Below are 18276 nucleotides of genomic sequence, written 5' to 3' on the forward strand. Positions count from 1 at the left end.
TGGCATTGCACCACCCTGCATCCTTCGAGGTTACTGCCATGGCCCAGCGCCATCGTGTCCGTTCGTCCCTGTCCCGTACCCTGCTGACCAGCGCCGTGCTGGCAGCCATGACCGCCCCTGCCTTCGCCCACGGTGACGCTTCCGGCGCGCCACAGACGCTGGACAAGGTGGTGGTCACCGCCTCCGGCTTTGAGCAGAAGGTGGTCGATGCACCCGCCAGCATCAGCGTGGTCAGCCGCGAAGAACTCAGCAAGCGCCCGTACACCAATCTGGTCGACGCGCTGCGCGACGTTGAAGGCATCGACGTCGGTCTGGAAGCCAGCGACAAGAACGGCCGTGCCACCATCTCGATGCGCGGCCTGCCCTCCGAGTACACCCTGGTGCTGATCGACGGCCGCCGCCAGAGCAATGTCGGCCAGCTGTATCCGAACAACTTCGGCGGTGGCCAGTTCGCCTACCTGCCGCCGCTGGATGCCATCGAGCGCATTGAAGTGGTGCGCGGCCCGATGTCCACGTTGTACGGCTCGGATGCAATGGGCGGCGTGATCAACATCATCACCCGTCGCAACCAGGACAGCTGGCACGGCGCACTCACCCAGGGCTTCACCGTGCAGCAGGACGATCAGTTCGGCGATGCGCGTACCACCGACGTCTACCTCAGCGGCCCGCTGGTCAAGGACCGTATCGGCCTGGCAGTACGCGGCAGCTACTACGACGCCAAGGCCTCCAATCCGGAATGGGATGCACTGACCCTGCCCGACGGCAGCCTGTGGGAACGCAGCATCGGCTTCGGTGGCGGCGGCAAGTCGGTGGCCAACACCAACTGGAACACCGGTGTGCGGCTGAACTTCCACGTCAACGATGACCACGAACTGTGGCTGGACTACGACGTGTCGCGGCAGAAGTACGACAACAGCGAGGGCCAGACCGGCACCCTCGACAGCCTGGCCAGCCTGTGGCGCGTCGGCAATGCCGTCATCCCCAACCCGAACGGCAGCGGCACCGTCACCCGCCGCGTGGTGCAGCCGCGCGTGGGCTACACCGCCTACCAGCGCTACGAGCGCGACCAGTTGTCGCTGACCCACCAGGGCCGCTACAGCTTCGGCACCTGGCAGACCTCGCTGACCCACAGCAAGAGCAGCAACCTGGGCCGCTCGCTGCCGCTGACCCTGGACGAACGCGCCAACCTGCAGACACTGTGGAACGACGTCTGCCGCCGCACCGGCGGCGCCAACAACTGCGCGGCCGGCCGCGGCAATGCACTGGCCGCCCTCAACCCAAGTGAAATGGCACGCCTGCAGGCATTCCTGCCGCGTCCGCTGCGCACCATGGAGCTGGAAGGCTACGTGCTCGACACCATGCTCGACCTCGACTTCGGCGCGCACAAGCTGACCGTCGGCGGCCAGTACAACAACACTGACATGATCGACGGCGTGTTCGGCATGGATGGCGCCGGCTACCGCAGCAACACCAAGCAGAAGCACCGCATGTGGGCGCTGTTCGCCGAGGACAACTGGTCGCTGACCGACACCCTCACCGCCACCTTCGGCCTGCGCTACGACGACCACAACGTGTTCGGCAGCCATGTCAGCCCGCGCGGCTACCTGGTGTGGAACGCCACTGACGCCTGGACCTTCAAAGGTGGCGTCAGCACCGGCTACAAGACGCCGCGTCCCGACCAGCTGTTCCCGGGCATCACCGGCTTCGGTGGCCAGGGCGTGCTGCCGCTGGTGGGTTCGCCGAACCTGAAGCCTGAAACCAGCACCAACTACGAGCTGGCCGCGTACTACGAAGGCCAGCGCTGGGGCTTCAATGTCACCGGCTTCTTCAACAAGTTCGAAGACAAGATCGCCAGCGGCGGCACGTTCCCGAACTGCGAAGTGGCCCGCGCCGGCAGCGGTTACTGCGTGGACATCGGCCCGGGCTGGGCAGCACTGGGCTACAGCACCTTCACCCAGAGCGTGAACATCGACAAGGCCGAGACCCGCGGTGCGGAACTGGCCGGCCACGTCGACCTGCTCGACAACCTGCAGCTGCGCGGCAACTACACCTGGACCAAGAGCGAACAGACCAGCGGCCCCGACAAAGGGCGCCCGATCTCTGGCACCACGCCGGCAAAGCACATGGCCAACGCCAGCCTCAACTGGCAGATCAACGAAGCGATCAGCCTGTCGCTGATCGGCGAAGGCCGCTACGACCGCTATCGCGACACCCTCATCGACAGTGCCGGCGCCCGCCACGTGCGCTATTACGAGGACTACACGATCTTCCATCTCGGTGGCAGCTGGAAGGCCACGCCGTGGCTGACGGTCAACGCGCGGGTCAACAACCTGTTCGACAAGGACTTCGTTTCGCAGTCGTGCCTGCTGCTCAATCCCAGCGAGTTCAGCTGCGTGGACGACTACGCGACCAAGGACCAGCGCCGCAGCTACTGGATTTCGTTGAACGCGAAGTTCTGATCTCTGCGCCCTGCCCTGGTGGGTGCCGACCTTGGTCGGCAGCGCTCCATCCACGCATGGCGTGGATCTACTGATCCGTGGGATTGCCGGCCAGTCGGTAGTGCCGGCCGCTGGCCGGCAATCCCTCTGGGATACAGAACGACACGCAATTGCGAGCTATTCTCATCAATGATGTAATGGGCAGTCCCCGTCCGCCTCGAACCGTGCCGTGAGCCGTCCTGCCTCTTCCACCGTGCAGCAGCAACAGAACCGTGGCTTCTGGCTGCGGACGCTGCACCAGTGGCACTGGATCAGCTCGGCGGTCTGCCTGATCGGCATGCTGCTGTTTGCGGTGACCGGCCTGACCCTCAACCATGCCGCGAAGATCGAGGCCAAGCCCGAGGTGCAGAACCAGCATCTGGAACTGCCGGCCGCGCTGCTGGGCCAGCTGGGCACGCGCGAGGATGGCAACGCGCCGATCCCGCGCCCGGCACGGCATTGGCTGGACACGCAGCTGGGCATCACCATCGGCGGGCGCCCGGCCGAGTGGTCGGCCGAAGAGATCTACCTGTCGCTGCCGCGCCCGGGTGGCGACGCCTGGCTGAGCATCGATCGCGCGACCGGCGCGGTGGAGTACGAATCAACCTCGCGTGGCGCGGTGTCCTACCTCAACGACCTGCACAAGGGCCGCAACGCGGGCCCGGCGTGGGGCTGGTTCCTGGACCTGTTCGCCGTGGCCTGCCTGGTGTTCTGCATCACCGGCCTGTTCCTGCTTCACCTGCATGCACGGCAGCGGCGCATGACCTGGCCGCTGGTCGGCCTCGGCCTGATGATCCCGCTGCTGATCGCCCTGCTGCTGATCCACTGACTTTCCTTCGTTTCCGGAGCCGCCCCATGCGCGTCACCCTGACCATCGCCCTCAGCGGCCTGCTGGCCACCTCGCCGGCCTATGCCACCACCCTCGACATCAACGTCGAAGTGCCCAAGCTCAACGTGGCCGAGTACCACCGCCCGTACGTGGCGGTGTGGCTGGAAGGCGCCGACCAGAAGGTCGCCGCCAACCTGTCGGTCTGGTACCAGCAGACCAGCAACAGCGAAGGCCACGGCACCAAGTGGCTGCCGGACCTGCGCCAGTGGTGGCGCAAGAGCGGCCGCACCCTGCAGGTGCCGGTGGACGGCGTGACCGGCCCGACCCGCCCGGCCGGCAAGCACGCGCTGTCGTTCAACGACAAGCAGCCGGCGCTGAAGCAGCTGGCCCCGGGCAACTACACCCTGGTGGTGGAAGCGGTGCGCGAAGTCGGCGGCCGCGAGCTGCTGAAGATCCCCTTCACCTGGCCGGCCACCGCCGCACAGACCGGCAAGGCACAGGGCGCCACCGAACTGGGCCAGGTCACCCTCGCCGTCAAACCCTGAAAAGGGGACGGAGGGGATTAAGTCGTAATTCCCCTCCCCTCACCGCACCACCCTGCATCCACCTGGAGTCTTCCGCATGAAGCGCACGCTTGTCCTCGCCGCCGCTCTGGCCGCTGCCCTTCCCTTCTCCGCCCTGGCCCACAAGGCCTGGCTGCTGCCCTCGCAGACCGTGATCGCCGGCAACGCGCCGTGGATCACCGTCGACGGTGCGGTCTCCAATGACCTGTTCTATTTCAATCACGTTCCGCTGCGCCTGGAATCGGTGGTGATCACCGCGCCGGACGGCAGCACCGTGCAGGCGCAGAACGCCGCCACCGGCAAGTACCGCAGCGTGTTCGATGTCGAGCTGAAGCAGCAGGGCACTTACCGCATCGCGTCGGTCAATGACGGCCTGTTCGCCACCTACGAGCAGAACGGCGAGCGCAAGCGCTGGCGCGGCAGCGTGGCTACCTTCGGCGAACTGCCCAAGGATGCGAAGAAGCTGGAAGTGAGCCAGTCGGTCGGCCGCGTGGAGACCTTCGTCACCAACGGCGCCCCGAACGACACCGCGCTGAAGCCGACCAACCGTGGTATCGAGCTGGTCGCCGTCGGCCACCCGAACGATCTGTTCGCCGGTGAGGAAGCCACCTTCCGCGTGCTGGTCGACGGCAAGCCGACCGCCGGCCTGGAGTTCGAGATCGTGCGTGGCGCCACCCGCTACCGCAACGCGCAGGACGAGCTGAAGGTCACCAGCGATGCCAAGGGTGAGATCAAGGTGACCTGGCCGGAAGCCGGCATGTACTGGCTGGAGACCGGCACCGAAGACAACAAGACCTCGGTGAAGCAGGCCGCCAAGCGCCGCCTGAGCTACGTCGCCACGCTGGAAGTGCTGCCGCAGTAATGTGGACTGCGATGCCGGGCAGCCCCCGGCATCGCCGCTGCTACGCATCACCATGACCGATTCCCTGCTCGACATCGCCCGCCTCGGCGGCACCACCATGGGCACCACGTGGAGCGTGTCGCTGGTCGCATCGCGCCAGCGCGACCTGCACCCGCTGCACGCTGGCATCCAGGCGCGGCTGGATGAAGTGGTCGCACAGATGAGCACCTGGGAACCCGGCTCGGATCTAAGCCGCTACAACCGCGCCGACGCCGGCCAATGGTGCGCGTTGCCGGCCGAAACCCGTCACGTTCTGGTCTGCGCACAGGCCATCGCTTCCGCCAGTGACGGCGCCTTCGATCCCACCATCGGTCCGCTGGTTGCACTGTGGGGCTTCGGTGCACATGCCGGTGAACGCCGCCAGCCCGACGACGCTACCCTGCAGGCCACGCGTGATCGCTGCGGTTGGCAGCGCCTGCAGTGGCAGGACGATGCGCTGCTGCAACCGGGTGGACTGGAACTGGATCTCTCTGCGATCGCCAAGGGCTTTGGCGTCGACCATGTCGCTGCGTGGCTGCGCACACAGGGCATCACTGCCGCGCTGATCGAAGTCGGCGGCGAACTGGCCGGCTACGGCCGCAAACCGGACGGCCAGCCGTGGCGCGTGCTGGTGGAATCCGCACCCGAAGAAGACGTGCACACCGATACCCCGCCACGGGTGCTGGCGCTGGACGGCAAGGCGGTGGCCACCTCCGGTGATCGCTGGCACCAGTACCAGGCCGATGGCGAGGCCTACAGTCACAGCCTGGACCCGCGCTCCGGCAGACCGGTGCGGCAGGTTGCCGCGGCAGTAACCGTGGTGGCCGATGACGCCATGCACGCCGATGCCTGGGCCACCGCACTGACCGTACTCGGGCGCGAACAGGGCATGGCACTGGCCGAGCGCGAAGGACTGGCTGCGCGCTACCTGAAGCGTGCGGCAGACGGCCCGCAGGAATTTCTCAGCAGCGCCTTCCAGCGCCTGCTCGACGAGCAGGACGCATGAGCGCACGTCCATCGCGCGCCTGGCTCGGCAACGCACTGGTTCTGCTCCTGCTGGCAGCGATCGGCTGGGCACTGCTTCGCCTGCATCTCGGCGAAGCGTGGTGGCGGGGCGCACCACCGGCGCGGCAGTCGCAGATCGCGGTGCTCGCCACGGTGCTGTATGCGCTGGCCTGCGCGGCCCTGTGGTGGCGTGGGCGCCCGCGCGACGACGCCGCAACCGGAGACACCGCGCCCATCCTGCTGGTCTGGTCCAGCCAGACCGGCTTCGCCCGCGAACTGGCCGAACGCAGCGCCGAGGCCCTGCGCGGTGCCAGCGTGCCAGTGCGCGTGCGCGGACTGCATGAGGTGGATGCAGCACTGCTGGCTTCCAGCCAGCGCGCGCTGTTTATTGCCAGCACCACCGGCGAAGGCGATCCACCCGACCACGCCCTGCCGTTCCTGCGCGGGGTGATGGCCACCCCGCCCCCGCTGCAGCACCTGCACTACGGGGTGCTCGCGCTGGGCGACCGCAGCTATGGCCACTTCTGCGGATTCGGCCACCAGCTGGACACTTGGCTGCGCCAACACGGCGCGCATCCGCTGTTCGACGCCATCGAGGTCGACAACGCCGATCCGGCAGCGCTGCGTCATTGGCAACAGTTGCTGGGACAACTCGGCGGTAACGCCAGCGAACTGCCCGACTGGAGCCCGGCCGAGTACCAGCCGTGGACGCTGCTGCAACGCGAGCATCTGAACCCGGGCAGCCCCGGTGGTCCGGTGTACTGGTTGCGCCTGCAGCCCCCGGCCGATGCAAATGCGCAGTGGCAGGCCGGTGACATCGCCGAGATCGGCCCGCAGCACGCATCGCACACCGTGCGTGCTTGGCTGGATGCACAACGCTTCGACGCGGACACCGTGCTGGATGACGGGCAGACGTTGCTGGCACGCGTCGCGCGCTCGCACCTGCCCTCATTGGTTCCCCCGGGTGATCTGCCTGCGCTGCTGGCGACCCTGCAACCGCTGCCGCATCGCGAGTACTCGATCGCCTCGGTCATGGCCGACGGTGCGGTTGAGCTGCTGCTGCGCCGCCAGCTGCGCGCTGACGGTACACCCGGCATCGGCAGCGGCTGGCTGTGCGACCACGCTGCCATCGGCGAACCGGTACAGCTGCGTCTGCGCCGCAACGACAATTTCCATGGCGCGCCCGCCGATGTGCCGCTGCTGCTGATCGGCAACGGCACCGGCATCGCCGGCCTGCGCGCGCATCTGCACGAACGCGTACGCAGTGGCGCACGCCGCACCTGGCTGCTGTTCGGTGAGCGCACCGCCGCGCATGACTTCCACTTCGGTGAAGAACTGCAGGCGATGCTGGCCGACGGCACGCTGGCGCGGTTGGATGCAGTGTTCAGCCGCGATGGCGGTGCGCACCGCTATGTGCAGGACCGGCTGCTGGCCGAAGCGGCAACGCTGCGCCAGTGGGTGGATGAAGGCGCCACGATCCTGGTCTGCGGCAGCCTGCAGGGCATGGCCCCGGCGGTGGATGCAGTGATCGAGCAGGTGCTGGGTACCGCGGGCAAGGAAGCGCTGTTGCTGGCCGGTCGTTACCGGCGCGATGTGTATTGAGGCCACCGCATCCACGCATGGCGTGGATGTACTGCTCCACTTCGGCGGATGCGAATCGCCTTCTGGTGGGCGCGAACCGCATTCTGGTGGGTGCGAACCTTGGTTCGCACCGTGACGCGGTGTCGGTGGCCCCATCCACGCATGGCGTGGATCTACTGAACAGATTCGGCTGGCGCGAACCGATTCCTGGTGGGTGCGAACCTTGGTTCGCACCATGACGCGGTATCGGCGGCCGCATCCACGCATGGCGTGGATCTACAACGGCGTGTCCAGGCATGGTGGCAACCGCACCCCAGTAGATCCACGCCATGCGTGGATAGTGCCGACCGGCGCCCAGGAATCATCCCGCCGCCGCACTGATCCGGATCGCCAGCAATTCGCCACCGCCCTGCACCGCATGACGCTGCCGTTCACCGGCCGCCAACCACGCAGTGTCTCCCGCCTGCAGCGCCGGCAAGCCGCTGTCTGCACCGAACTCCGCCTGACCAGCCAGCAGATGCAGCGCCCAGGCCACACCCGGTTCGCAGAAGAAGAACATCGTGCCCACCAACGGCCGGTGCAGCAGTTCGGCCTGCAGCAACTCGCGCTTCCACATCAGGTTGAAGTCGTGGGTGGTGCCATCGACCAGTTCGCCGTGCAGCGCTTCCTCGCCGGCAAAGCGCACGCGCCCGTGCGGCGGCAGCACCTCGGCCACACGGCCATCCTCGAAACGCAGGCGCACGCCATTGCCCTGCAGCAGCACCAGTTCGCGCTCCACGCCGGGGAAGGCAGAGAACGCGGCATCCTGCTCGATTTCGGCCACCGACAGGCGTAGCGCCCAGTCATCACCCTGCGCCGGCAGTCGCAGGATCTCGCGAGTCCAGCCCAGGCCGTTGCGCCAGCGTTCGCGGCGATAGTCCAGGCGGGAGATCACCTGGCTCGGAGTGTGCAACAGGGAGTCGATGTTCATCGGCGCATTGCATCATGCCGCGCGCCGTCATGCATCACCGCGTGGCGAGCGTGCCCTGGCCACCACACTCACCGCCCAGCAGCTGCGAGTGCTTCAGCCAGTCCTGGTCGGGGTAGTAGGCGAACACCATCGTGCCGCCACGCAATGCGTCGATCAGCGGCTTGGCCACCGACAGGCGTACCGCAGGGCAGCCCAGGCTGCGGCCGAGCCGTCCCTGCAGCTGCGCGGTCGCCGGATTCACATAGGGCGCGCCGTGGATGACGATGGCGCGTTCGCGCGCGCGGTCGTTGAAGCCCGGTTCCAGCCCGGCCAGGCGCAGCGAATAGCCGTTGCCGCCCATGTAGGTCTCCTGCGCGGTGAACGCGCCGAGGCTGGACATGAAGCTGCCATCGCGGTTGGAGAAGTGCTCGGTGCGGTTCTCACCGCTGTTGCGGCCATGCGCCACCCATTCCTCGAACAGCAGGCGCTGGTGGGCCAGGTCGAACACCCACAGGCGCGGCTCGGTGGACGGCCGCGAATAGTCGATCACGCTCAGGCGATCACCATTGATGCCCAGCTCGGGCCGCTGCAGCGCGCAGCGCATGGCGTGCGCCGCCAGCTGCAATACGTGGCGGTCGGCCTTGGGCGCACTGCGCGACAGCAAGGCAGCCAGATCATCGGCACTGGTGGCAAGGGCGGGCGTCTGTGCCAGCGCCGGAGCGCTGGCCGAGGTCGCCAGCAGGCCGAACGCGGCCAGCCGGCACAGGCGGGATGCAGTCATGGGCACAACGAAGGAACTCAGTTGCTCTTGAGGGTGGACCCTGGCGGCTCGGATTCCAAGACCGGCTGCATTCCGGATTCAGCCGGGCTTGGGCGGACCGCCGGCAGCGAGGTCACCAGCAGGGTCGTGCCCGGTACCAGCACCTGGTACAGCTGGCGGGCGAAATCGGCCGGCAACGCCATCGGCAGCGAGGGCGTGGCCAGCAGGTCCGGGGTGGCCTGGGCACGGTCCTGGCCCAGCAGCGGATAGGCCGTCCACTGGTGCAGGCGCTGGTTCGCGTCCAGCGGGCTGGGCGTATCGCTGTAGCCCTGCCCCATCACGAACAGGGTGGTGCCCTGGAACGCCGGCAGGGCGTCGGCCTTCAGCGGCGACTCGCCGATCATCACGCCATCGCGCAGCACGTACAGGCGCTGGTCGTGCAGGCTGACCAGGATGCCGACCTGCCCGGCCGGCGCTGCGGCGTCATCCCACCAGGCCTGCGCCGGGGCCCCATCCCCGGTTTCAGGAAGGGCCTGGCCGCGCGCGTTGACCGGCGCCAACACCGACGGATAGGCCAGCGTCATCGGCGAACTCTTGGCATCGGCCACGACCACGGTGTCGCCACGCTGGGTTTCACTGAACAGCTTCTGCGCGAAGGCCTGCGGCAGGCGCACGCAGCCATGCGAGGCCGGATGACCGGGCAGGCTGCCGCCATGCAGGGCGATGCCGTCCCAGGTCAGCCGCTGCATGTAGGGCATCGGCGCGCTGTTGTAGAGGTTGGACTTGTGGTCCTTGTCCTTCTGCAGGATGGTGAACACGCCGGTCGGCGTCTCATGCCCAGCCTTGCCCGAGCTGATCGTGGTCAGGCCGATGGCAATGCCGTTGCGGTACACGTACGCGCGCTGCTCATCGAGGCTGACCACCAGCACGATCGGGCCGGTCGGTGAAATTTCCGGATGCCACAGGTATTCGCCCGGCTTGAGGTCGGTCGGTCCGCGCACTTCGGCGGTGCTGGCTGCGGCAGCGGCAGGCTTGGCGGCCGGCGTTGGCGCAGCGGCATGGCCCAGCAGCGGCAGAGCCAGTGCAAGGGCGAGCATCAGGGTGGTGGGGCGGTGCAGAAGCATCCAGCGAGGGTCCTTTCCATGCGGTGCGGCCACCGTACACCATCGACCCGTGGTGGCCGCGGCAAAACCAGGTGCCGGAAATGAAACTGCCCGGCGACACAGCCATGTGTCGTACCGGGCAATCGTTACGTCCTTGTCGGCCTGCTGCCGCCCCCTCGCATCCTGCGCTGTGGGGGTAGCGTTGCATCCTGCACGCGGCCGCGTCTGTCCTGTTTGTATCTCAGCCCCTTCCACAGGTCTGTGATGCCACCATCCTGGTGATTGGTGCCGCGTCCTGCGGCGGTCGGTGGTCACGGCCTTCCTGTCCGTGTCCGGTGAACCAGCCTCCTGCCGGTTCCGACGATTCCTGCTGTCAGCGCCTGGGTACGGTTCGCACCGGTACCGATCCGGGTACCGGATCCGCCGGCAACAACCTGTTGCCTACGGTGATCCGCTGTCGATTCCGTTCGACGATTGCTTTCCCTATCCCCTTCACCTGCGTCAGGTCCTCGACGCGATGAAACGGGCCGTGTCTGCGCCGGTGCTCGACGATCGCCTCGGCCTTGGCGGCTCCGACCATCGTCAATCCCTGCTGCAGCGCCTGGGCATCGGCGCGGTTGATGTCGATCGGTTCGGCGGCATGCGCCCCAGCGATCCACACGACCAGCACCAGTGCCCTCAACACGACACTCCAAGGCACGACGTGTATCTCCTTGTGATTCTGGCCGTCCCGACCGGCAATCCCGTCGGTAGGAACAGTGTCCGTCACCACATGCACACAGCCTATCGGTTTCCTGGATTTCTAAAAGCCAGCCAAATACCCGACGTGATGTAGGAAAAACCCTACCCGCGGCACAGGCGTAGAATGGCCGGATCAGCCCATGCAACCGGAGTTTCAGATGGACAGCGCCAAGCTCGGCCAATTCGTCAATGACAAGTGGGACAGCGAAATCGTCCCGCAGTTGGTCGACTACATCCGCATTCCCAACAAGTCGCCGATGTTCGACGCCAATTGGGTGCAGAACGGCTACATGGAACAGGCGGTCACCCTGATGGAGAACTGGGCCAAGGCCCAGCAGCTGCCCGGCCTGAAGGTTGAAGTGGTGCGCCTGGAAGGCCGTACCCCGCTGATCTTCCTGGAAATTCCGGCTACCGGCGCCGAAACCGGCGACGACACCATCCTGCTCTACGGCCACCTCGACAAGCAGCCGGAAATGACCGGCTGGGACGACGACCTCGGCCCGTGGACCCCGGTCCTGCGCGGCGACAAGCTGTATGGCCGCGGCGGTGCGGACGACGGCTACGCCATCTTCGGCTCGCTGGCCGCGGTGCTGGCACTACAGGCCCAGGGCCTGCCGCACGCCCGCTGCGTGGTGCTGATCGAAGCCTGTGAAGAGTCGGGCAGCTATGACCTGCCGGCCTACGTCGACCACCTCGCCGACCGCATCGGCAAGCCGTCGCTGGTGGTCTGCCTGGATTCGGGCTGCGCCAACTACGACCAGCTGTGGTGCACCACCTCGCTGCGCGGCCTGACCGGCGGCAACTTCACCGTGAAGGTGCTCAACGAAGGCGTGCACTCCGGCGATGCCTCCGGCGTGGTGCCGTCCAGCTTCCGCCTGCTGCGCCAGCTGCTGTCGCGCATCGAGGACCAGGACACCGGCCGCATCCTGATCGACGGCATGAACGTTGAGATCCCGGCCGAGCGCCAGGAACAGGCCAAGCGCGCCGCCGAAGTGGTCGATACCGAGATCTTCGAGAAGTTCCCGATGGTCGACGGTCTGCGTCCGATGAACGAGGACCTGACCGAGCTGGTGCTCAACCGCACCTGGCGCCCGGCACTGTCGGTCACCGGCGTCGGTGGCATGCCGGCGCTGGAATCGGCCGGCAACGTGCTGCGCCCGCAGACCTCGGTGAAGCTGTCGCTGCGCCTGCCGCCGACCGCCGATGGCAAGACCTGCGGTGAGCTGCTGAAGGAAGCGCTGCTGCGCGACCCGCCGAACGGTGCGCAGGTCACTCTGGATCTCGAAAAGGCCTCCACCGGCTGGAACGCCCCGGCCATGGCGCCGTGGCTGACCCAGGCCATCGACGACGCCAGCCAGGCCTTCTTCGGCAAGCCGGCGATGTACATGGGCGAAGGTGGCTCGATTCCGTTCATGGGCATGCTGGGTGAGAAGTTCCCGGGCGCCCAGTTCATGATCACCGGCGTGCTCGGTCCGCACTCCAATGCACACGGCCCGAACGAGTTCCTGCACATTCCGATGGGCAAGAAGGTCACCGCCTGCGTGTCCAAGGTGATCAGCGAGCACTACGCCGCCAGCCTGCGCGGCGAGACCAGCGGTTCGCCGGTGGCTGCCGACAGTGGCACCCGCCACGGCGACCACGGCTGCTGCTGAATCCGGCACACCGTGACGGACGCAGCCTGGCCTTGCTAGGCTGCGTCCACCCTTGGTGGAAATCGCGCGCATGAATGGTCTGTTCGGCAGCAGCAGCTGGCTCTACATCATCCTGGTCGGCTTCTTCGTCGGCCTGCTCGGGCGATTCTTCATGCCCGGCAACAACCGCATGGGCTGCCTGCTGACCATCGTGCTGGGCATCATCGGCGCGCTGCTGGCCGGGTGGTTCGGTCAGTACATGGGCTGGTACGCCCCCGGTGAGCCGGCCGGCTTCCTCGGTGCTGTGCTGGGCGCAGTGGCCGTGCTGGCCGTCCTGCGTCTGTTCAGCGGTCGCCGCTGATCCCGCACCCTCTTCCCTTCCTGTTCCCGACGTAGGCGCGCCCGGCGCGCCCGGATATGCCTGCATGACCGAACCCGCCTCCGATCCCCAGCGCAGCGCGCAGCGCCTGCAGTGGGCCCGTACCCAGCTCGATGATTCCAGTGCGGTGGTCGAACGCGCCTCGGTCGATGCCGGCATGCGCAGCTACTGGCGCACCACCAGCACGCGCGGCAGCCACATCGTGATGGATGCCCCGCCGGGGCTGGAAGATCCGCGCCCGTGGCTGCGCATGCGCGGCCTGCTGGATGACAACGGCCTGCGTGTGCCCGCGCTGCTGGCACAGGATCTGGATGCCGGCTTCCTGCTGCTGGAAGATCTCGGCGGCCCGACCCTGGCGAAGATCCTCGACGAGCGCAACGCCGATGAATGGTTCGGCCGTTCGATCGAACAGCTGCTGCGCCTGCAGGCGATCCCGGTGCCGGCCGACTTCGGCCAGTTCGGCGAAGCACTGCTGCAGCGCGATGCCGGCCTGTTCGACGAATGGTTCCTGCAGCGCCACCTGAACCTGGAACTGGACTGCGGCGAGATTGAAGGGCTGCAGCTGGTGCACCGCCGCTTGATGGACAACGCGCTGGGCCAGGCCCAGCTGATGACCCATCGCGACTACATGCCGCGCAATCTGATGCCGGTCGAGAATGGTCCGGCAGTGCTGGATTTCCAGGACCTGGTGCGCGGCCCGATCGCCTACGATGCGATGAGCCTGTTCAAGGACGCGTTCCTGAGCTGGCCGCTGCAGCGTGTGGACGAGTGGCTGGCGCAGTATCACGAGCGCGCCCGCAACGCCGGCCTGCCGGTGCCCGACCGCGCCACCTTCCTGCGCGATGCCGACTGGATGGGCATCCAGCGCCACGTGAAGATCCTCGGCCTGTTCTGCCGCCTGCGCTATCGCGACAACAAGGGCCATTACCTCGACGACGCGCCGCGCTTCATCACCTATCTGGATGAAGTGCTGCCGCGCTACCGCGAGCTGGCACCGCTGCAGCAGCTGCTGGAACACCGCATCAAGCCGGTGCTGGCCGACCTGGCCGCACCGATGCGCGTGGCCCGATGAAGGCACTGATCTTTGCTGCCGGCCTCGGCGAGCGCATGCGCCCGCTGACACTGCACACGCCCAAGCCGCTGCTGAACGTGGCCGGCAAACCGCTGATCGTCTGGCACCTGGAACGCCTGGCCGCACTCGGCGTGCGCGAGGTGGTGGTCAACACCGCATGGCTGGCCGAACAGTTTCCAGCGACGCTGGGCGATGGCAGCCAATGGGGCCTGCGCCTGCATTTCATGTACGAAGGGCAGACCCCGCTGGAAACCGGCGGCGGCATCCTCAATGCACTACCGGTGCTGGGCGACGCCCCGTTCCTGGTGGTGAACGGCGACATCTGGACCGATTTCGATTTCACCACGCTGCCGCGCGAGCCGCAGGGCCAGGCGCATCTGGTGCTGGTCGACAATCCGGTTCAGCACCCGAACGGTGACTACCGCCTCGATGCGCAGGGGTTGCTGCACCACGACCGCGAAGGACCGTGCCTGACCTATGCCGGCATCGGCGTGTATCGCCCTTCCATCGTGGCCGACTGGCACACGGTGATCGGTGATGCACCGGGCAGCGAGCGGCTCCCACCGAAGTTCTCGGTGGTGCCGCTGCAGAAGCACTTCATGGCACAGGGGTTGATGACGGGGCAGCACCATCGCGGGCGCTGGACCGATGTCGGGACCGTGGATCGCCTGCGCGCGCTGGATGCTGAGTTGGCGGCGAACGGCTGAGCCCCTCGTGGCTGGATGCCTAATCAGTAGAGTCGAGCTTGCTCGACTGCAAAGCCGTGCTTGGCCGGGCGGGATGGGTACGCGGGGGACGCCGTGAATCCATCCATGGAGGCTTGTCCGCGGCATCCATGCCGCAGACACCCCCGCGTACCCATCCCGCCCGGCCTCTGACAGTTTCCGTGCGCGTCCAGCCACGGAAAAGAAAAAAGAAAAGCAAAAGCGGGTCGCGTCGCTACGCTCGCTCCGGTGACGACCAACGGTCGTCACCCACCACAAGCAAGGCACGTGTCGACCGAGGTCGACACCCACCAACAGCAGTGCAGGATGCAGTCCCGGCAGATCGCGGGAACCTGTCGAAGGCGGGGTGGCTCAGGTTGCGGGGGCGTGAGCGCCATGGATGGCGCGATCGAGGCTACAGGGACGTACTTGCGCCGTCCCCCGCAACCTGAGCCACCCCGCCTCCCCTCAGGAAGCCAGCTTCTGCTGTTGCTTCAGCTCTTGCTGTTGCCGGCCAGCGGCCGGCACTACGGCGGGTGCAGGGCGCAGCCCTGCAAAGCAAACCCCACCCTCAGTAACGCGGCCGGCCTTCTTCCAGCACCTGGCGCAGGAACGGCACGGTGATCCGCCGCTTCGCCGCCAGCGACTCGCGGTCCAGCCAGTCCAGCAGCGTGATCAATCCACCCAGCTCGCGCCCGGTATGCGACAGCAGCCACTCGATCGAGGCCTCGTCGATCGCCAGCCCACGCCGCAGCGCGCGCTCACGCAGCACCGCTGCCCGCCCTTCCTCATCCAGCGGCTGCAGCAGCACACGCACGCACTGGCCCAGCCGCGAACGCAGGTCCGGCAGTACCAGGCCCAGTTCTTCCGGCGCCTTCTGCGCCGTGTACAGCACGGTCACGCCCGCAGCGCGCGCGCGGTTGTGGAAATCGAACAGCGCGATCTCGTCCTCGCGGTTGCCGGCCACCTGGTCCAGGCCGTCCAGCGCCACCAGCTCGCGCGCCTCCAGCCCATCCAGCGCCGCGCGTACGCGGCCGGCGGCGCTGGCCAGCGGTACGTAGGTCGGCAGTCGCCCGGCCTGCTCGGCGCTGGAGCACATCGCCAGTGCCTGGTGGGTCTTGCCCGTGCCCGCCGCACCTTCCAGATAGACCCAATCGTGGCTGGCACCCACCGCGATCGCGCGCAGCTGCGCCAGCGCGCCGTCCGGCGCGCCGATGAAGGTCTCCAGGCGCTGGTCCCGCGGGTAATGCAGGGCCAGCGGCAGTTGCGGCACACCCATCACTTCAGGTCGGGGCCCTTGTCGTTCGGAATGATGATATGGGGGGCATCGACCACGCCATCAAGCACGATCGCCGGCTTCTCACCCACGTACAGCTCGCTCTGGCGATAACGCTGGTGCGCGTAGCGCAGCAGCACGTTGGTCACCGCTGCCACCGGCAGCGCCAGCAGCATGCCGAGGAAGCCGAACAGCTGGCCGCCGGCCATCACCGCGAAGATCACTGCCACCGGGTGCAGGCCGATCTTGTCGCCGACAATCCGCGGGGTCAGCACGTAGCTTTCCAGCAGCTGGCCCACGGTGAACACCACGCCGACCAGGATCAGCAGCTTCAGGTCGAAGCCCTGTGCCTGCACCAGTGCGGCGACCACCGCCATCAGGATGCCGGTGGTCGCGCCCAGATAGGGAATGAAGCTGATCAGGCCGGCAATCAGGCCGATCAGCAGACCCAGCTTGAGGCCGACCAGCGACAGGCCGCCGGCATAGATCACGCCCAGCGCCAGCATCACCAGGAACTGACCGCGGATGAAGGCGCCCAGCACCTCGTTGGACTCACGCGCCAATGCGCTGATGGTGCCGATCTGGTTGCGCGGAATCACCGACGCCACGCGCTCGACCAGCTTGTCCCAGTCACGCAGGAAGTAGAACGCCAGGATCGGCAGAAGCAGGATGTTGACCACCCAGGTCACCATCGCAAAGCCCGAACGCGAGACATAGCCCATGAACGTGGTGGCGAAGCCGCCGGCCTGCTGCCAGTGGCTGCGCACCCATTCGATCAGGCGGTCCGGGTCCAGCCACTGCATCACTTCCAGGCCGGTCTTCTGCTCGAACCAGGGAATGCCCTTTTCCATCAGCCACGCCTGTGCCTGCGGCGCGACCGCAATCAGGGTGGTGATCTGGCGCTCGATCATCGGCACCAGCACCAGCAGCAGCGCCACGATCACCAGCACCATCGCCGCGAACACCAGCACCACGCCGGTCATGCGCGAACGGCCGGTGGCCTCGATGCGGTCCACCAGCGGATCGCCCAGCCAGGCCAGCGCCAGCGCCAGCACGAACGGGGTCAGGATCGGCGCCAGCAACCACACCACCCAGCCGATCAGGCCGGCGAACAGGATGTACTTCAGGCGGCGCAGAAACTGCGCGATTTCCGCTTCCGGGGTCAGGTTCATCGCAGGCGGTACTCGTTGCTGACCGGCGCAGCGACCGGGGCACCGGTGGCGTCGTCGATCGGCGTCGGCAGGGCCGGCAGCGGTGCGCTCGGCACCAGCACGCCGTTGTCGCCCAGCATGCGGTTGAAGCCGGCCAGGCCGGTGGTCATCTCCAGGCTCAGCTCCAGCTGGCCGGCCGAAGCGTGCAGCGGGGTGACGTTGCGCACCACCGGCACCTCACGCAGGCCGGCAGCCAGGCGCAGGTAGTCGTCGGCACTGTTGATGCCGGTGACCACCACCCGATAGGTGCCGGCCTGGCCGACGGCCGCGCCGGCCTTGGCATAGCGCTTGACCAGCGCATCGGCGGCACCATCGGCACCGGCGGCCATCGCGCGCATGGCGTTGGCGTCCTTGCTGGTCCACTTGTTCAGCTCACGGCCGTTGTCGACGAACACCCAGTCCGCCTGCCAGCCGCCATTGGCGCGGTACAGCTTGCCGATCAGCTGCATCGGCGGAGAGTAGCGCGAAGAGGCACGGGCCACGGCGGCACTGTCCTGGCGCCAGATGGCACCGGCCAGCGCCTGTTCGGCGGCACCACCGCTGGGCAGGCCCAGCTTGTAGCCGCGCTCGATGGCGCGGTTCAGCAACGGGCGGGCGGCGTTGGCCTGCTGCACGCTGACCAGGCGCGGGCCGCTGCCGTCATCGACGGCCAGCCACAGCACCGGCTTCGGTCGGGGCTGCGGCCACAGCGGCAGGCCCAGCGCCGACACCAGCGAATCGACATCGTCCTCGCGGAAGCGGGCCACCAGCAGGGTGCGGAAGCTGGGGGCGCCACTGGCGCTCACGCTCTGGTCCTGCTTGTAGTCGTAGCTGGCCACGTAATCCTTGGCATTGCGCAGCGCCTGCGCCACGCCAGGGCGCGACATCACGCTGCGATCGCCGGACAACTTGCCCAGTACAACGCTCAAGGCGCGGGCCAGCGCACCGTTGCGGTCGGCTTCGGCCTGGCTGTTGACGGGCACTTCGGCCTCGTACGCGCCAGTGGCGGTGGCAACATCACCCTCGGTGCGCAGGCCGCTCTGGGCCATCGTGGCCACCGGCAGGCTCAGCGCAAGGAGCAGGGTCAGAATCAGGCTGCGGCGCATCAGGACATCCATTGGCTCGACGTATCCGGG

17 protein-coding genes are annotated in these 18276 nt (G+C 67.4%); 10 read left to right on the plus strand and 7 right to left on the minus strand.

The features are described 5' to 3' along the window. Window positions 1-38: 38 nt before the first annotated feature. The 6 genes from ACMZ91_RS01175 to ACMZ91_RS01200 all read left to right on the plus strand — a co-directional run bounded on the left by ACMZ91_RS01175 (window position 39) and on the right by ACMZ91_RS01200 (window position 7356). Window positions 39-2459: a TonB-dependent receptor domain-containing protein gene (locus tag ACMZ91_RS01175; protein ID WP_317217207.1), complete on the plus strand. Its 2421-nt coding sequence runs from the start codon at window positions 39-41 to the stop codon at window positions 2457-2459. 208 nt (window positions 2460-2667) lie between these two features. Further along, the gene (locus tag ACMZ91_RS01180; protein ID WP_414576629.1) at window positions 2668-3306 is read left to right on the plus strand and encodes a PepSY-associated TM helix domain-containing protein; all 639 of its coding nucleotides are present in this window, start codon (window positions 2668-2670) and stop codon (window positions 3304-3306) included. Between the two features lie 26 nt (window positions 3307-3332). Then, entirely contained in the window at window positions 3333-3851 is a 519-nt protein-coding gene (locus tag ACMZ91_RS01185; protein ID WP_049398798.1) for a DUF2271 domain-containing protein, read from the plus strand. Window positions 3852-3927: 76 nt separating this feature from the next. Then, window positions 3928-4731, plus strand: coding sequence for a DUF4198 domain-containing protein (locus ACMZ91_RS01190; protein ID WP_100437464.1), 804 nt, complete (start codon window positions 3928-3930; stop codon window positions 4729-4731). Between the two features lie 52 nt (window positions 4732-4783). After that, complete coding sequence (locus ACMZ91_RS01195) at window positions 4784-5755, plus strand: FAD:protein FMN transferase (RefSeq protein WP_414576627.1); 972 nt, start codon at window positions 4784-4786, stop codon at window positions 5753-5755. Continuing rightward, window positions 5752-7356, plus strand: coding sequence for a sulfite reductase subunit alpha (locus tag ACMZ91_RS01200; protein ID WP_414576625.1), 1605 nt, complete (start codon window positions 5752-5754; stop codon window positions 7354-7356). The genes ACMZ91_RS01195 and ACMZ91_RS01200 overlap by 4 nt, the downstream gene beginning before the upstream one ends. Window positions 7357-7696: 340 nt before the next feature. Here ACMZ91_RS01200 and ACMZ91_RS01205 read toward each other — a convergent pair whose 3' ends face one another. The 4 genes from ACMZ91_RS01205 to ACMZ91_RS01220 form a co-directional block, all read right to left on the minus strand. After that, window positions 7697-8305, minus strand: a complete 609-nt coding sequence (locus ACMZ91_RS01205; protein WP_100437461.1) for a HutD/Ves family protein — start codon at window positions 8303-8305, stop codon at window positions 7697-7699. Between the two features lie 34 nt (window positions 8306-8339). Then, window positions 8340-9065, minus strand: a complete 726-nt coding sequence (locus ACMZ91_RS01210; protein ID WP_004147404.1) for a murein L,D-transpeptidase catalytic domain family protein — start codon at window positions 9063-9065, stop codon at window positions 8340-8342. A gap of 17 nt (window positions 9066-9082) precedes the next feature. Further along, the gene (locus tag ACMZ91_RS01215; RefSeq protein WP_132809439.1) at window positions 9083-10168 is read right to left on the minus strand and encodes a L,D-transpeptidase; all 1086 of its coding nucleotides are present in this window, start codon (window positions 10166-10168) and stop codon (window positions 9083-9085) included. 352 nt (window positions 10169-10520) lie between these two features. Next, window positions 10521-10847 carry a ComEA family DNA-binding protein gene (locus ACMZ91_RS01220; protein WP_012510302.1) on the minus strand — a complete coding sequence of 109 codons (327 nt, stop codon included), beginning with the start codon at window positions 10845-10847 and terminating at the stop codon, window positions 10521-10523. 199 nt (window positions 10848-11046) lie between these two features. Here ACMZ91_RS01220 and ACMZ91_RS01225 point away from each other — a divergent pair, with 199 nt between their 5' ends. The 4 genes from ACMZ91_RS01225 (at window position 11047) to murU (ending at window position 14677) form a co-directional block, all read left to right on the plus strand. After that, window positions 11047-12540, plus strand: a complete 1494-nt coding sequence (locus ACMZ91_RS01225) for a M20 family metallopeptidase (protein WP_010483606.1) — start codon at window positions 11047-11049, stop codon at window positions 12538-12540. Between the two features lie 70 nt (window positions 12541-12610). After that, entirely contained in the window at window positions 12611-12880 is a 270-nt protein-coding gene (locus ACMZ91_RS01230) for a GlsB/YeaQ/YmgE family stress response membrane protein (protein ID WP_049398791.1), read from the plus strand. A gap of 64 nt (window positions 12881-12944) precedes the next feature. Next, on the plus strand, window positions 12945-13970 hold the full coding sequence (locus ACMZ91_RS01235; protein ID WP_414576623.1) for an aminoglycoside phosphotransferase family protein: 1026 nt from the start codon (window positions 12945-12947) through the stop codon (window positions 13968-13970). Beyond that, window positions 13967-14677: an N-acetylmuramate alpha-1-phosphate uridylyltransferase MurU gene (gene murU, locus ACMZ91_RS01240; protein WP_414576621.1), complete on the plus strand. Its 711-nt coding sequence runs from the start codon at window positions 13967-13969 to the stop codon at window positions 14675-14677. The genes ACMZ91_RS01235 and murU overlap by 4 nt, the downstream gene beginning before the upstream one ends. A gap of 568 nt (window positions 14678-15245) precedes the next feature. Here the strand turns inward: murU and hda are convergent. Genes hda through ACMZ91_RS01255 form a run of 3 tightly spaced genes read right to left on the minus strand, consistent with a single transcriptional unit; the run spans window position 15246 to window position 18258 of the window. Next, window positions 15246-15953 carry a DnaA regulatory inactivator Hda gene (hda, locus tag ACMZ91_RS01245; protein WP_049421529.1) on the minus strand — a complete coding sequence of 236 codons (708 nt, stop codon included), beginning with the start codon at window positions 15951-15953 and terminating at the stop codon, window positions 15246-15248. Beyond that, complete coding sequence (locus tag ACMZ91_RS01250; protein ID WP_032130360.1) at window positions 15953-17122, minus strand: AI-2E family transporter; 1170 nt, start codon at window positions 17120-17122, stop codon at window positions 15953-15955. Before ACMZ91_RS01250 ends, hda begins: the two co-directional genes overlap by 1 nt. Continuing rightward, a complete protein-coding gene (locus ACMZ91_RS01255) occupies window positions 17119-18258 on the minus strand; it encodes a DUF2066 domain-containing protein (protein ID WP_132809433.1) in 1140 nt (379 codons plus the stop codon). The genes ACMZ91_RS01250 and ACMZ91_RS01255 overlap by 4 nt, the downstream gene beginning before the upstream one ends. Window positions 18259-18276: the final 18 nt, after the last annotated feature.

The organism is Stenotrophomonas sp. FR024 (assembly GCF_047500745.2).
GTDB lineage: Bacteria > Pseudomonadota > Gammaproteobacteria > Xanthomonadales > Xanthomonadaceae > Stenotrophomonas > Stenotrophomonas maltophilia_A.